Raw genomic sequence first — 16,724 nt, 5'->3', positions numbered from 1 at the left:
AAGGCAGGATAAAATAAAAATTGGTAACAAGAATCTTTTAGTAGCCATTATATATTTTTTTGTTATTCATCAAATGATATTATACCCCTACAATCTAGCGTTAGTTTTATCTTAAAAGGATTGAAACTTATAAATCGTTTTATGATGGAACCTCTCTCCTTTTTTCAAAATCGAACTTGGAAAATGGCTATGATTAGGCGCATCAGGAAAATTCTGTGTTTCAAAACAAATACCACTCAAAGAATGATATTCTGTGCTTTGTTTTCCTTTTATAGTTTTAAAACAATTCCCTCCAACATAAATATGAACTCCAGGCTGATTGGTGTACCGACATTTTCAGATTATTATTTTTATTGAAAAGCGATGCAGCAAATTCATTTTCTTTTTCTAAAACAAATGTGTTATCTATTTTTGAAGGACACTTTTTCGGCTGACTAAAATCAAAAGGATTGTTTTCCAGATTCAAAAAACTACCCGTTGGAATATTTTCCCTCGTAGTTTCCAACATTTTTTTTGCATTCACAATCAATTCTTGTTCCGTGATATCGGATTCGTGACCATCAAGATTAAAATAACTGTGATGGGTTAAATTTAAAGGTGTATCTTGAGTGGTAGTGGCTATGTGCTCAATTATTAATTCATTTTCTTCAGACAAAGTATAGGTCAATTCTACCGATAAATCCCCTGGATAATTTTCTTGATTATTTGGACTAAAATAGCTTAAAGTTATTGATGGGTCTTTACCATTCTTTACTTTTTTAACCTTCCAAACCTTTTGGCTGAAGTTATGATTTCCACCGTGTAACGAATGATTGTTACTGTTTTTGTTTAAATGAATTGTTTTTCCATTCAAACTGAAAACACTATTGTTGATTCTGCCCGCGAAACGCCCTACGGTAGCTCCAAGATAAGGTGCTCCCTTTAAATCGAAGGATTTTATATATTTTTCTAAAGTGTCGAACCCTAAAACCACATCAACAACTTCTCCGTTTTTTAATGGCATTTTCAATGAAGTAATGGTAGCACCATAATTGATAACCTTCAACTGCATTCCATTTTTGTTCGTTAATTCGCAAGAATCAACCACTTCGTCATTAGGCATTAACCCAAATAATTCTACAGTAGAATTATACATAAAATGTGACTTTTTTTTTATCTCCATTGCTTTTTTTTATGAAAAATTAATTTAAAAATTATAATCAATTATGTGAATTAGTCTAATTGATACCCATCATTTTACCGCACAGCCATACTGGTCTTTCCGAAGTACTTACATAAATAAGACGTCGAAAAGCTCAGACAGACAAGAAGACAAACGATTTTAAATTCTAAAAAATATTAATTATACTCCCCAACATAAGTAACGATAGAACGAGCAGGTATTTCAAACTTGCTACTGTTTACGTTGGCTCCTCTTTTTAAATTTGAATCTTCAGAAGTTACATAAGGAGTTAACTCATTGTTTTTCAAAGAAATACTTAAATTGAGTTTATAAGATCTCGCTGAATCACTAAAATTAACAGCTACAATAACCAGTTTTTTCTTGGCTAAATCTTTATAAGCAGTTAACATTACATCGGTAGATGCCAACGTTACGTTTTGATTAGGTACTTGTAGACGAATCATTCCTGGACGTACAAAAAGCGAGTAATTCCCAAAAGCCCATAATAATTTTGAATCGTGGTAAAATCCATCATTTTTGCAATAGTCACCGATAGTACTACCATTATTACTACCATCATCAAGATAAATTAATCCATCTTTAAAGTCAGCTCTGGTAAGAGCAGTCCACCACTGCCAGGATGAAGCATTGGCAACTGCAATATCGTTGTGAATGATACGCGCTACAAACAATGCGGTCTTCATTCCAAGATCTCTTTGATTACCTGATCCACCGGGAATTTCTGCCGTACCTGGTTGTTCCAAGATACAATATTCGGTTTGCCAGTATTTTAAGCTACCCACTTGTTTAATACGAGAATTTAATCGTTCACGATAGCTTACCTGATCATTTACTGGCCAAACCGAAAAATAACTATGCCCTGTAATTACCTTTTTTAAGTTAGCAAGTTGTGATATATTTGTTGAAGGAGCACCAAAAAAAACATTTATTTGGTCGTCTCTATTTTCCCCATTAACATCATCATATAAATAATTAATTATTGCTGCTTCACCAAGAACAATCTCGGTCTTTAATGACTTCGATTTCATTCTGTCGGACAATAGTTTAGTGAAATCGAATATCTCCTGATTGGTAGCAGGCGTTCCCTCCTGACTCGCTTGTCCATTACTTCCTGCCATCCAATCCCATTGTGGTTCATTTATCGGACTTAAATAATCAAAAGTAACTCCTTCATTACGTTGCAAATTATCTATGGTTTCGACCAAGAAATCCGCATAATTCGGAAGCATTCCTGTTTTGATGTTCATATTCTCTTTCTGAGAGGAAAAAGCCTTTCCATTTAGAGTCATTTGCACAGGTGGACTGACTGTAAATGCTAGGAATTTTTCTACACCGCGACTTTTAGCTGCTTGTAAAAACCATCGTTGTCCTGTCTGTTTTGTCCAATCATAAGTTCCATCTGGTTTCTGAAAACACTCGCCTCTACGCCACTCATCTGTAATATTACTGTTTGATCCTTGCTCTGCACTGCCTGCACCTAAATAGAATCTCCAGATGGATAACCCTATTCCTTTGGGGTTACCTGATGCATCAATTTCCTTACTAAAAAGTAAATCGGCAATAGCATTTCTTTTTTCAATTGGCCAATTTTTCCCAACCATCTGACATCGCCAGGCATCCGATGCTCCAAAACCATCCATCGTTTGTAGCTCTTGATTCAAGTCGATTTTAATTTCTCTGACATCTGAAGGTATTGGTGGTGCTTCCAGACCGACTTCTGATGAACAAGACATTATTAACAAGCCTGCAAAAAACAAGCTTGTTAAAGTTATTTTTAATATCCTCATAATTTTTTAATAATTTGGATTCTGTTTGATCAAACCTGCACTTCTATCTATTTCAGATTGCGGTATAGGCCATACAAGATTTTTATTTATATTAAAGTTGACACCTTTATCTTGCAGTTCTTTTAAATTGGTTGTTTCATATTTGTCTGTGGACAAAGTAGTATTATACAACACAAAAGTTCCTGAAGCCCCCAAAATACTGGCTATTACAGGCTTATTGGAACTGGGATCTATTTCACGACGAATATCAAACAAACGAAGTCCCTCAAAAGCTAATTCCATGCGACGTTCTTTCCAAATGGCTCGAAGAATATCATCTCCAAAAACTTTTCCTGTCTTTGGTAAAAGTCCTACACGCTTTCGTATAATATCTACATAATTCATTGCTTGGGACGATTTGCCTAAATGATAAGCTGCTTCCGCACTAGTCAGATACATCTCAGCTAAACGTATGACCGGAACATTAAGCGGAGCATTACCATAGGTACTTACAAGTGTACGCCGAGTTGCTATAGGTATATAAAATTTACGAATAATACGTCCCGATTTGCTTTGCTTAACATCCCAAATATGAGTCGGATTGTCTGCCTCATCTCCGTAAGCTGCATCTCCAGTAACTGTGATTGTACTGCGACGACGAACCACATCATTTTCAGATAAATAACAGTTCTCTAAATCACTTGTTGGCACACACCATCCCCATCCATCCATCACATCAGAAGCGCTTTTGCTTGGAAAGTTATCTTTCGATTCACCCCTAGCTCCAGTGAATGTAGACAATATGTTACCTAGTTGCTTGCTTGGATCACTATTACTTTGAGCTTCCAAAATAGATTCGACACCATTGTGATTGTTTACACTCCATATATTCAGAAAATTATTTTCCAAAGAAAATCCTCCTTCTGTGATTACCTTATTTGCATAGTTCTCAGCCTCTGCCCATTTCTCTTGAAACAAAGAAACTCTTGCCAGTAATGCATAACAGGCCCATTTAGTGACCCTTCCCTTATCTGAGGCTGCATAAGATGGTTTTAACATATCGGCTGCCATCAAAAGATCTTTTTCAATACTTTCATACACCTTATCTTTCGGAGCTCTTTCCAAAGTCAAATCACCAATCCCTAAAGGACCTAATGCCAAGGGTACACCTCCAAAATTGTTGACTAAATCATAATAATTATAGGCCCGAAGAAACAAGGATTCTCCCAAATATTGATTTTTCAGCGTATCACTTATTGGAGCTTTTTTAATGCCATCTATTGCAACATTACATGCTCCAATATTTTCGTAGCGCGTTTTGAACAAGTCCGACAGATACCCCATATTATTGGGAGTCATAAGATACTGGGCTGCGGGAATGAAACCCGATGCATTTTGTCCTGTATTACCCATCCAGGCATCATCTGTGGCAGTTTCATTTGCCAATCGCCCTGGAATCAGTTGATACCAGTCGTAGTGCAAAAATGCACGCTTATACAAATCGTTTACAAAGGTCTGACACTCTTCTGAACTGGAGAAATAGTTGTCGAGGGTTTGTGTACCCCTCTCATTGTGTTCGATGAAATCGTTGCTACAAGAGCTTGAAATAAAACACAAGGCTATGATTGATAAAATTATTTTTTTCATGAATAATAAATTAAAATGATACATTAATTCCAAATAAAATGGTTTTTTGAACTGGATAATTCCAACCACCAAATCCAAATCCAAGTACATCTCCTCCAACTTCAGGATCTACACCGGAGTATTTTGTAAGAGTAAACAGATTCTGAGCCGACACCGAACATCTTATTTTCTCAAATCCCATTTTTTTATCTATTGTATATCCAAATTGGATATTCTTTAGACGTAGATAGGAACCATCTTCAATATAAAATGAAGAAAAACGAGAGTAATTTTGATTATTATCCGTTTGTGACAAACGTGGTATATCATTAGAGGTCCCTTCACCATGCCAAGCTGATTCTGACAAGCCACTTAATTTATTAGTTCTAGATGACGCATTATTGAGCCCGTCTTTGTTTTGATTTACCAAATCATTCCCTATACTTGAATATAAATTGGCCAAAAAGTCGAATCTTTTATAGGAGCAATTCAAATTTAAGCCCATTGTGAAATCAGCCCAAGGTGAACCAATTTTTGTTCTATCACTAGAATCAAGCACGCCATCACCATTTACATCCACGAATCGAATATCTCCCTCCTTAGCATAAGGCTGCAATAAATCTCCATATTCATTTGTATGCGCATTCAACTCGACTTTATTTTGAAACAAACCATCGGCTTTATAGCCAAAGAAATAACCCGGCTCATCATTTTCAACTGTAAGTGTTTTTTCTCCAAAACCAAATAATTGCTCATTCTCAACACTAAGCTTTGTCATTTTTACATTGGTACTTGTGAAGTTAAAATTTGCTCCGTAGTTAAAATCTCTTACTGAATTTTTATAAGAGAGACTAAACTCCAGACCTTGCGATCTCATTGAACCTACGTTGGACCAGATTCGAGCATCAGATGGATACCCACTGTAATTAGGGTATGCTTTTTGGAACAACATGTTTTCAGTGTTTTTCACATAATACTCTATCGATCCAGAAAGCTTATTTTTGTAAAGTCCAAAATCTATTCCGGCATTGATATCCTCTACTGTCTCCCACTGTATGTCTTTATTAGGAACCGCACTTGGATAAGTGGTATTTACAACCATATCACCAATAGAATAATAATTTTGCCCTAGTTTAGAAAGATACACACTTGCTGGCAAATTTTGATTTCCAACTTTCCCCCATCCTACTCTAACCTTAAGATCATTTAATACGTCGGAAAAATTAGACATAAATTCCTCATTTGAAGCTCTCCAGGCAAATGAAGCAGAAGGAAAAGAAGCCCACTTGTTATTAGCTAAAAATTTAGAAGATCCATCTCGTCTGTATGTGGCTGTCAGGTAATATTTACTATCATAATTATAAGTCAAACGACTTAGATAAGACATAATCGAATTGGTATATGAACTTCCACTTGTTTGCGGGTTCAAAGTCCCCGCATTCAACTCTTGCAAAGCATCAGTATTATTAGGAAGTTTTTGCTTTGAACCATATAAATCTGCTCCATTAACTTCTTCGGCCGTATTACCAACCATAAGAGAGAAATTATGCTTTTCAGCAAAAGTTTTCATATAAGTCGCTGTGTTTTGGACACTCCAAGAACGAGTCATACTTGTGCTACGGGAAATTGAGTTAATCAATTGACTTTCATGAGCGACATCAATTATAAAATCAGGATAAAAATTATCTGAAATAGCAGAATTCAATTCAAAAGAAGCTTGTGAACGTAAAATTAAATCTTTTATAGGGCTAAATTGAACATATCCATTAGTAGCGAGTGCATAATTTTTATTTTTGGATTTAAATCTTTTAATTCTTGCAATAGGATTCCATACGTAAGTTGGGGATCTTGCATAGATACTGTATTCATTCTCATCTCCCGTCAATTGATTGGCAGGTTTGTAGATCGGCGTAATAGGATCAATTTGGTCAAAATCAGCCCAATTGTCGGGACTACCGTAAGATTCGTATCTAGGATTAAGTGAAAAACCTGCCGATATCTTTTTCGAAAACTTATAATCTGATGCAATACGAGAAGTAATTTTTTCCCATCCTCCTTTTTCATAGAAAGATTCTCTCTTATAATAATTCAAACTAACAGCATAAGTGTTTTTTTCACTACCGCCTTGAAATCCAAAACTTACATTGCTAACAAATGATCTTTTTCTAATACCAGCGTTCCACCAATCAGTGGATTTTCCTCTATAACTAGCAGGATCACCAAACTCGGCAGGAAATCCGGAAGCCAAAGCTGCAGTATTAAATATAGTTGCATACTCTTCCGCGTCTGCCATATTGTAAGGATTTTTCATTAACTGTACCCCATAGCTGGCATCTAGATTGAAAGTAGTCGCTCCAGCTTTACCTCTTTTAGTTGTAATCAAAATTACCCCATTTGAAGCCCGACTACCATAAATAGCACTTGCGGAAGCGTCCTTAAGTATCTCCATACTTTCAATTTCATTAGGATTCAAAAAGTTTGCATTCGTCCCCATAGGCACGCCATCAATTACGTAAAGTGGATCTGTACTTAAATTTATAGTTGAGATTCCACGAATTAATACTTTAGGCATGGCTCCTGGACTCCCTCCACTTACAACTTGTACTCCTGCAACTTTACCTTGAAGTGATTCGTTTACATTCCCCACAGTCATAGTCTTCAATTCTTTTCCTTTTACTGTGGCAATAGAGCTTGTTAAATCACTCTTTTTTACCGTAGCAAAACCGATCACAACTATTTCCTGTAATTCATTCTTGAGGTCTTCAAGCGTAATGTTAATGATTGTATTTTCACCTATTTTTATTAGTTTGCTAGTATAACCAACATACGAAAATTCAATTTCCGACAGCTTACTTGGAACAGTAAGTGAATAATTACCGTCAAAATCGGTACTGGTGTTCATAGTTGAACCTTTCAGCACAACATTTACACCAACAAGAGGCTCTGATTTTATATCTAAAACTTTGCCCTTCACAGTTATCTGCCCTACAGCTATCACGCTAAATAACAAGGCAGTAAGAATCAAAATTATTTTTTGTTTCATCTTAAATTATTTTTTATTGTTTTTTTATTAAAGTGGTACGCTCTAATTCAGTATCAAGTGTAAAAATATAAGTACCCGCAGCTACTCCACTGTATGTTGCATTTCCTCCACCAAGAAAAGGGGCAACACCAAAGCTGTCTAATCGCCAGAACGGATTCCAATTATTCCCTGTAATTGTCATTGCTATACCCTTTCCATCTAATTTTATTTCTCGAGACAGCCTATACGGATTTGATGGATCGGCAGAAAGTGAAAGAAGAGTAGAATTTGGATCCCAACCGCCATTTTCCATACCATTACCACATATCGTTATAGGGGTAGTACTCAAATTAATTGGGGCCTGAGTTGGGACATATGGTGTAACTGAATAAGTTAAGTCAATTGGATTAACAGCGATTTTATAATACCCTTTGGTTGGCAAAATAATAGCATGAGTAGTTATACTATTTCCAAGTGATCCCCCGGAAGATAATCCAAAACAGTGGGGCTCAAAAGATGTTTCTTGGCCAAGAAAATAGATTCCCTTATTATCTGAATCAGCATAGTACTTGAAAGTGAATACGTTCCCTGCTTTACTATGAAAACGCATAGGAACTCCAAAAGCATCACTAGACAGGTTTGAATTAATAGGTAGATCAACTAAATACATGGAAGTCAGGCCATCTGCAACTGTGAAATTTAGTTTAGTGGTGGCTTGATTTTGCTTTAAAAAATTGTCTTTAGCAGTGATTAAAATATCGTAGGATTTAAGATCTGCTGGAATTGAAAAGGTTTTAGAATATTCATATAATTTAGCATCTCCAACAGTAACTACATCACTAATTCCCAAAGCAGCACATGATACAGTTAAGTTATCAATACCTGTAATATCTTCTGCTTTAAAACTTACCGTAACTTTTGTATCATTTGTCTTAAAAACAACACTTCCCTCTGCAGGTTTTAAATTAGTCAATTTTGGCGCTTCAAAATCACCATCTAATCTTAAGTTTATTTTTTTTGTCGCAACATTACCCGATACATCGGTCACTAACAACTCTACTTCGAATTTATCTGTGGTAAGTTTACCCTCAGGAACCAAAAATTTATAATTAAGATCGTACTCCTTAATCAAAGGATCTGTAGCGAATTCAATTACTTTATCCAATTGAAGTTCAGGTATTCTAATTTGGACTGATTTTAGACCCAAATCATCATTTAATGATGCTTTAATTTCAAACTTTCTATCGGGCCCGCCATAAATTTCATTTGTCTCCACTCCTACGCTGGGATCACCAGAAGCTGGAAAAGTTGGCTCGTTATTTTCACAGCCTATAAAGGCAGAAAATAGAACAAGCAAAAATAATAATTTCATTTTTTTCATGTTTGCAAAAATTAGGTTAGTATAAATAAATTGGTTGTTTTGATTTATTTTAATAAATACTTATGGCTGATTCTTTGACTTTATCCTTTTCATCTGTCAAAATCAATTTCAAAGCATCCGGATTTTTAATAGTTTCAGGCTTAAATAATTCACTATTCATGTAATTAAGTATGGAAATTAACATCTGTTTGGCAACTGGGCGTTTGTCTAAATCTGCAGCTAAATCAAAGGACGCTATTACAAGTTTTCCTGATCCTACACTACCTTCGAAAAGTGATGCCAGTTTACGGTTGTTCGCAAAGTTGTCTACCATCTCTATAATAGGATTGCCACCACGAATACTGTCCATAATAAGAGTCGTAGAATTGACATTTAAATCCCACCATTGCCAATCAGTGTGCATATCTGTTGGAAAATCAGCCAAGGCTTTGTGCGTTGGATCGCAAAGCACGCCCATAGTACCAGCTTGTTTAGGAAAATGGACAGGGCTCCAAAATACAGGGACAAATTTCCCTTCAATGCCTTTAATTTTTTTCCAATCCGGATTTAACAATACCTTACGCCCGGCAGCAAGAAGTTTATACGTTTCTTTGAGGCTTCTCGTGTAAACCACTTTGCCATAATCTATAATCTGCTTTTGTGGATAAACCCATATATTCCACTGATTTTTGTAATCGGTTCCTTTTAGCGCTACTTTGATTATCAATTTAGCTGCCCTATTTATTTTTTGAAGACGCTCATGGATCTCAATAACCTTTTGATTATAGCCTAACGAAATTGTAGTTTTCACCATCCCCGAAGCCAGTAAAGTATTGTTATCCATGATACTCCACTCTATTATTTGATCCTTTAGGGCACCCTGCGAATAATTGCTTACATCCAAAGTGGCAACAAAAGATTCATCGTTTGTGTATGTTGCTTTGGGGAAACGGATTAAAGGAACAACGGGAGCCGAAAATTCTCTAAATTCTTCTGCAGAAATTAGATTTTTACTATCCCAAAAAGCATCCAATAATCCTACTAAAGCTGTTCCCTGACCCGGGAAGTCGTGTAAGTCCAGCAATTGAAAACCGCTAATTCCAGCTGTTTTTAAGGCTCTCTCTATCTCCTCTTTGTATAATATCACGGCCAATTTACCTGAGGCTTTGGTATAATCTGCTGCCTTATTTATCATTCCTTTGCGTTCCAAATCTTCTTTTACTGCCTTAAAATTGAGCGGTTCTAAAACTCCTGTATATTTGGAAATTTCGTCTACCTTAGGATAAACTGCATACTGCCCTATTTCATGTGTGATCAAAGGCACATTCATACCTTCTACTGAAGTTGAATAATCTTTGTTAAAGGTGGGAGATTCACTATTGAAAACGCCTTGCCCGCGTACCCAACCTTTTTTAGTCCATTGGGTAATAAAGAAATCATCTCCAGGTTCTGGCCAAACCCCATATCCTTTTTCAAAAGTAAAAGAGGTAGTTGTATAAAGATGCCTTGTATCTTTACTCTTTAAGCTGTTCATCATTTTAGCCAATACAGATATATCGCCTTGTAATTCGTTGCCCATAGACCACATACAAAAAGAGGGGTGATTACCATATTCGTCAATCATATGTTGCGCTTCAGCATACAAGAAATCGGTTACCCTTTGATCCTGACCAATATTAAGAGCCCAAACTGGCAGCTCCACCTGCAAGTAGAAGCCCATTTCGTCAGCTACTTCAAAAGCTGCTTTAGGAGGACACCATGAGTGAAAACGAAGGTGATTTAACCCCCATTCTTTAGCAGTTACAAATACTTTTTTCCAGCCATCTTTGTCCATTGGTGGATGACCTGTAAGCGGAAAAATATCACATTCTAATGTTCCTCTTAAAAACACAGGTTTCTCATTTATCGTAAGTACAGAACCCTTTCTAGAAAACTTACGCATCCCAAAATCTACCGAAGTGAATGATTTGTTTTTTGTTGTTTTCAACTGGACTTTTAATTCATATAATTCTGGAGAAAATTCACTCCAAAGTTTTATATTCTCGCCCATATTATAATCAACTTCAATTACAGATTGTCCTGCTTTTATTTGAATAGTCTGTTTAAGGGCATTAATCAAAATTTTACTCTTTTTATTAACCGCAACAATATTTAAAACTCCTTTTTCGTTTTTTTTCGTATTGTTATTTAGAGTAATAGTTAATTTTGCTTTTCCTAAGTCAATATCTGGATTTACTTGCAAATTAGTAATACGAATAGGATCCAAGGCTTCTATTTTCATATCGCCTATGATACCGTTCCAAATAATCTGTGTCTCATTGGTATAAGCATGCGCCATATTATCTACACTCATATCAAACTGTTTTCGATTGTCAACACGAATAGTCAGTCGGTGTGTTTGTCCAGGAATTAGATATTTCGTAAGGTCAAAATAATGAGGAGCAATTAGACTATGTTGTTCCCTTTCTAGCTCTTTGCCATCTACCCAAACATTGGTTTTCCAGATTACACGCTCCAATTTCAATATAAATTCTTTACCTTTCCAATTATCAGGAATTGTTATTTCACGGGTATACCATGCCGCTCCTAAATAACTATTTTTTCGAGTTAAATGACTCAATTGAGGTTTCTGCAAACTTGGTTTTAGTTTGTTGGGAACTCCAAGTCTGGCATCATCAGTAGTTCCCGGTAATTGCATTACTTGCTTAAAGGCCTTATTTTGCCATCCGTTTTGCAGCCCAATACCTATACTGTCTAACTGCACAGTCCACTTTCCGGCTATATCCATTACCAACTTATCCCTAGAGTCCCATGAACAGAGTAAAAATAAAAGTAAGACAGCTGCTACTAAATGTTTCATTTGCATAGTATTAAAATTTTATAATTAAATATTTTATTCAGTTATCCGAAGACATTCTAATAAAATACTATTGCTACTTGCTAAAGGTTTGCTTGTTTATATCCAATTGTTTAACCTTTTCATAATATTTTTCAGATTGCGCTGCACTTCCCAATCCACTATACCCAAGTGCCATAACATAATAACAATGCACTTGATTTCGAATATTTAAATCATCATCCCAAATAGCAAGGTCTGGAAGGGATACCGCAAAATAGTCGATTCGACATTTTTCAAACAAATACTTTTCTCCATGAGCAACTAGCTTATTGAAACGGCTGCAAGCCTTATTTTCGTCTCCCAATTCACGCCAAGCAAGTCCTTGATAGAAGATCTTATCCGGCTGTTGATCGTTGTAGAAAAAAGCCTGAACAGGTTCTGATGACCCAAGAGTTGCCTGAATAAAATTTGCATTTGCATTTTCCAAATCTCCAAGCCCTTTATAAGCTAATCCTTTATAGTAATACACCTCATTTTCTTCGGCATTCTTCAATTTACCTTCCCCCAAATCATGAGGATATACTTCTGTTTCTTTAAGTAGTTGAATAGCATCAGTGAATCGTTTTTCAGCTATTGCAATCTTTGCCAATTCTACTCTACATAGTGTATACTGTCCAGTTACCTTTCCTTCACCTCCTTCCCAAGGATGAAATTTTCGTTTAGAGATAAGATCTTTTGCAATATCATATTTCCCTAGTTGGTTGTACAAAATAATACGTTCAATACATAAATCATCACGCTCTTCGACCATGTTACCATATTGCTCCAAAAATTCCAATCTTTCAGAAGGAGATTTACCAATTTTTTTATATAATTGGTCTAGTTCCATAAATATTCTAGAATCAGTTCTATCAAATTCAAATGCTTTTTCCAGTAATTCTTGAGCCGCTACCTTGTTGTCCAGTTTATTAAAATAAGCAAGGGCAAGATTTCTCAACACAGTTGGAAATTTATTATCAATAGTAGCCGAAGATTCCCAACACTTAATAGCATTATCGTACTGACGAAATGCATACCAGAAATTACCTAAATAATAAGGAGCTTTGGCATCGTTAGGGTTCAATCGAATTGCATCTTGCAAAATATTTACTTCCTCGATACGGTTAGGAAAGCACTTTTCAGGAGACTGCAAAGATGCTTTTTCATACCATTTCATTGCCTTATTACTATCCCCCTGCATAGAGGCGAAGTACCCCAAAGTGTAATATACCATCGGATAAGTAGTTTCAGGTTCTTGGATACATTCTTTCAGCAATTGACTCGCTTCGTCATACAATCCAGCACCCGCAAAGTCGAGTGCATATTCTATATATCCATGTGACCATTGACGCATTATGGTATTCATCTCATCAAGTATAGCTTTGTCTTTTGTTAGTAAATATTTCTCAAAACGACATCCCATATTAAAACGATCAATCTTAATTGACTCTTCAATCCAAGCCAAAGCCTCATCGTTTCTATGTAATTTTCTCAAAATAGAAGCTTTCAATTGACGTCCTTTGTGATTGTGCCAGTTGCGAATAAGACATGATTCTATACGCTCTAAAGCTTCTGCCCATTCTCCTTTTGTATTGTCAATTTGTGCCAACGCATAAAAAGCAGCATCTTGCCAAGCGGCATTCCAAGTAGATTTGAAAAGTGAATTGTAAGCATCATCAAACTTTCCTTGCAACTTCAGGCAGTAGCCCAGATTATAGAGAGGCTCTCCATCATTAGGATTTGGATTACGCTCTGTTAATACTTCCACTGCAATTTTAAAATGCGCTTCTGCTTTTTCAAACTGTCCTCTTTTCATCATTAGCAATCCTACCGCATTATTGCAACGAACGTCTTTAGAGTCTCTACTTAAAGCCTCAAGATAATAATCGAGTGGGTTATAAGTGGCGTGACGGTATTGCTCGAGATGTAGTCCCGTTAAATACAATTGTTCCATTGAAGCAATCTCTTTTGGTTCAAGTGCAGATTTTGCAGGATCGGGAACAGGTTTTATTTCTGTTTTTTCTTCTTTATATTGAACAAGAATTTTACCATCAGCTGTGTAAATAGTAAAAATTAAATTCTCTGATAATCTATCACCAATTGAAACTCTTTTTTTATAAGGATTTAATGGAGATATCGTGATTTCTTCTTCATATAATACCTTATCTACATTGTCCTTAAGTTCTAATTTTACTTTTTCAAAAAGACTCGTTGTATATAGTATTAAATCAGCTTCATTACCCTCTACTTCAATGTTTATAATTGCGTCCTTTGTCGCATTTTTTACATAGCCTACTTCGGTATATGGCATAAAATATTGTACCCATGATTTTTCTTCATAAGCTTGTAACCAAGAAAAATCAGGTTGGTTATCTGTAAAAACACCTGTCATCAGTTCTATGTACGGGCCATCAACATCAGTTAGATTTCTGTCCCATGCAAGACCAAAATCTCCATTACCCCATGTCCATTGTTTTTTTCCAGGAGATATATGATGATTTGCAACATGCAATAACCCCGCTTGTACGTTGTCTTCATAGCCTCCAACAAAATTATATTTTGACTGCACAGCCATATAGGAGGTAGGAACAGGTATATTCTTGTATTTAGAAATATCAACCCCTGCAGAATAGTCTTGTTTGTAATATTCTCCTGTTGCTATCGGAAATTTGGAAACATCTCGTTTTCCGTGATCAAATACCGCATTAACATCCGGTGGAAATACAGACTTATAACCATCATTAACCACAACTGCGGGATTAGCCCACCAAAGAAAAGTTTGAGGAAAAGCAGTGCGATTGTACACTTTTACCTTTATCTCTATATATGCTCTATCAGGATACAAGGTAAATCCCTGCATACCCTTGGTCCTAAACATTCGCTCAACCTCATTACACCAGACTGTTTTACTACCATCCGCATTTTCTTCTATACTATAATCCGTAGGTAGAAAAGTACTTGGACGATGATGCTGAGGCCAATTGAACTCGATACCTCCTGAAATCCATGGTCCTGTTAGGCCCACAAGTGCAGGTTTAATTACTTGGTTGTAATATACAAAATGACGTTGTTTTACCTTGTCATAAGCCATATGGATACGCCCCCCTAGTTCAGGAAGTATCATTATTTTTATATATTTATTTTCTATAAATAAGGCATGATATGATTTATCTTCCTTTAAATCCGATATTTTTTCTACAACAGGATAAGGATATACAACTCCTGTACTACCTTGATAAACTCGTTTTTCTAGAAAAATAGGATTTTTTTCCTCTTCCCCTATTTGATAAGTAGGCAACAATATATCTTCCGCCCAAACACGTACAACACCATCTTCATTAACGGTAGACTGAATTAAATAAGAAGTGATTTTTTCGTCTTTACAATTTTTATCTTTAGATAGTATTCTATCTTGTGACCTCTTAAGCGACACATCTTCTTTAATTCCATTCGGCTGAGTTAAATTCGAAGTTAATTTCTCCATCTTATTATATTTTATTTTGTTAATTCGTTTTCTATTTCTTCCAATGACTTACCTTTTGTTTCAGGCAAATACAAGCGCAGGAAAAGATATCCCAGCAAGCAAACTATACCGTAAAGCCAAAATGTTCCGTAAGATCCCAAACCGTTATTTAATAACGGGAAAGTATAAGTAAGGACAAAACAAGCTGTCCAAAGTGAGAAAGTAGACACAGCCATTGCCATTGCCCGTATTCTTGTAGGAAATATTTCAGATAGAACTACCCAAGTAATGGGAGCAAGTGTCATTGCATAACAAGCAATAGCAGCAATAACAAGGATTAAAACTACAACACCTGTCACTTCAAAATAATAACATGTTCCTAATATGGCATAAATACAAGTTAATCCTATCGACCCGAATAGCATTAGTGCTCTTCGTCCCAATTTATCAACTAAATACATCCCTACAAATGTGAATATGACATTGGTTAAACCTGTGATAACAATATTGAATAGAATATCTGACACGCCATAACCGGCGGCAGAAAATATTTCTTGAGCGTAATTGAAGATTACATTTATACCACACCATTGCTGAAAAATCGCTATAACAATTCCTAATAAAAGAATTTTAGGCATTTTGCCTTCAAATAACATTTTATAGCTAACATCTTCTTTTACATTGCTAACTCTCGACTTCAATTGTTCGATTTGTTCCAGAGCAAATTTAGATCCTCCTATCTTACTAAAAATCGATTGCGCTTTTTCATATTTATATTGACTAGCGAGCCATCTAGGACTCTCAGGAATAATTAATATCAAGGCAAAGAAAAAAACAGAAGGAACTGCTCCAGCCCAAAACATATATCTCCAGCCCCATTGTTCATTCCATGAATTTAAAATAGCCTGTCCCTCAACAATCGGATCTGCGATCAACCAATTTGCGATTTGAGCAGCCAAAATACCAATAACAACCGTTAATTGGTTTATAGAAACGAACTTACCCCTTGATTCGCTAGGAGCAATTTCGGCTATATATATAGGGGAAAGGTTTGAGGCAATACCGATACCAACACCTCCTACTACCCTCCATACAATAAACCATTCTATAGTATTGACCATACCAGTGCCAATAGCGGCCAGCGTAAAAAAGACAGAAGCTATGATCATCAAGGGTTTTCTTCCGTATTTATCCGATAAACTCCCTGAAATCATTACTCCCAATAGACACCCCAAAATAGCACTACCCATTACCAAACCTTGCATCGAAGGAGAATCTCCAATATTGAAGAAAACTTCATAAAAAGGCTTTGCGCCACCAATTACTACCCAGTCGTATCCGAACAATAAACCGCCCATGGCTGAAACCAATGCGATGAAAAGCAGATAAGAAGAATTATACTTACTCATATATTCAATTTTTAATT

Annotated in this window: 7 protein-coding genes and 1 pseudogene; all 8 read right to left on the bottom strand. The window is 35.9% G+C overall.

From position 1 onward, the window contains the following. Positions 1-111 precede the first annotated feature (111 nt). The 8 genes and pseudogenes from ACNQGH_RS02645 to ACNQGH_RS02610 all read right to left on the bottom strand — a co-directional run bounded on the left by ACNQGH_RS02645 (position 112) and on the right by ACNQGH_RS02610 (position 16,707). Positions 112-1,051: pseudogene (locus tag ACNQGH_RS02645) on the bottom strand (aldose epimerase family protein). A 287-nt stretch (positions 1,052-1,338) separates the two neighbouring features. Continuing rightward, positions 1,339-2,916, bottom strand: a complete 1,578-nt coding sequence (locus tag ACNQGH_RS02640; protein WP_417954432.1) for a glycoside hydrolase — start codon at positions 2,914-2,916, stop codon at positions 1,339-1,341. A 60-nt stretch (positions 2,917-2,976) separates the two neighbouring features. Continuing rightward, positions 2,977-4,596 (bottom strand): RagB/SusD family nutrient uptake outer membrane protein, encoded by a 1,620-nt coding sequence (locus tag ACNQGH_RS02635; RefSeq protein WP_417954431.1) that lies wholly within the window; start codon positions 4,594-4,596, stop codon positions 2,977-2,979. A 10-nt stretch (positions 4,597-4,606) separates the two neighbouring features. Continuing rightward, positions 4,607-7,618 (bottom strand): SusC/RagA family TonB-linked outer membrane protein, encoded by a 3,012-nt coding sequence (locus ACNQGH_RS02630; RefSeq protein WP_417954430.1) that lies wholly within the window; start codon positions 7,616-7,618, stop codon positions 4,607-4,609. Between the two features lie 13 nt (positions 7,619-7,631). Then, positions 7,632-8,969 (bottom strand): hypothetical protein, encoded by a 1,338-nt coding sequence (locus tag ACNQGH_RS02625; RefSeq protein WP_417954429.1) that lies wholly within the window; start codon positions 8,967-8,969, stop codon positions 7,632-7,634. 58 nt (positions 8,970-9,027) lie between these two features. Next, on the bottom strand, positions 9,028-11,817 hold the full coding sequence (locus ACNQGH_RS02620; protein WP_417954428.1) for a sugar-binding domain-containing protein: 2,790 nt from the start codon (positions 11,815-11,817) through the stop codon (positions 9,028-9,030). Positions 11,818-11,890: 73 nt separating this feature from the next. Beyond that, positions 11,891-15,268 carry a DUF5107 domain-containing protein gene (locus ACNQGH_RS02615; protein WP_417954427.1) on the bottom strand — a complete coding sequence of 1,126 codons (3,378 nt, stop codon included), beginning with the start codon at positions 15,266-15,268 and terminating at the stop codon, positions 11,891-11,893. 62 nt (positions 15,269-15,330) lie between these two features. Next, positions 15,331-16,707 (bottom strand): sugar porter family MFS transporter, encoded by a 1,377-nt coding sequence (locus tag ACNQGH_RS02610; RefSeq protein ID WP_417954426.1) that lies wholly within the window; start codon positions 16,705-16,707, stop codon positions 15,331-15,333. Between the last annotated feature and the right edge of the window lie 17 nt (positions 16,708-16,724).

The sequence above is a fragment of the Flavobacterium kochi genome (genome assembly GCF_048286715.1).
GTDB lineage: Bacteria > Bacteroidota > Bacteroidia > Flavobacteriales > Flavobacteriaceae > Flavobacterium.
This window is presented reverse-complemented; position numbering and strand designations above follow the sequence as displayed.

Bases quoted from the DNA above. Each gene is read 5' to 3' on its own strand.
- ACNQGH_RS02640 (WP_417954432.1), bottom strand. From the start codon at position 2,916: ATGTCTTGTTCATCAGAAGTCGGTCTGGAAGCACCACCAATACCTTCA.
- ACNQGH_RS02635 (WP_417954431.1), bottom strand. From the start codon at position 4,596: ATGAAAAAAATAATTTTATCAATCATAGCCTTGTGTTTTATTTCAAGC.
- ACNQGH_RS02630 (WP_417954430.1), bottom strand. From the start codon at position 7,618: ATGAAACAAAAAATAATTTTGATTCTTACTGCCTTGTTATTTAGCGTG.
- ACNQGH_RS02625 (WP_417954429.1), bottom strand. From the start codon at position 8,969: ATGAAATTATTATTTTTGCTTGTTCTATTTTCTGCCTTTATAGGCTGT.
- ACNQGH_RS02620 (WP_417954428.1), bottom strand. From the start codon at position 11,817: ATGAAACATTTAGTAGCAGCTGTCTTACTTTTATTTTTACTCTGTTCA.
- ACNQGH_RS02610 (WP_417954426.1), bottom strand. From the start codon at position 16,707: ATGAGTAAGTATAATTCTTCTTATCTGCTTTTCATCGCATTGGTTTCA.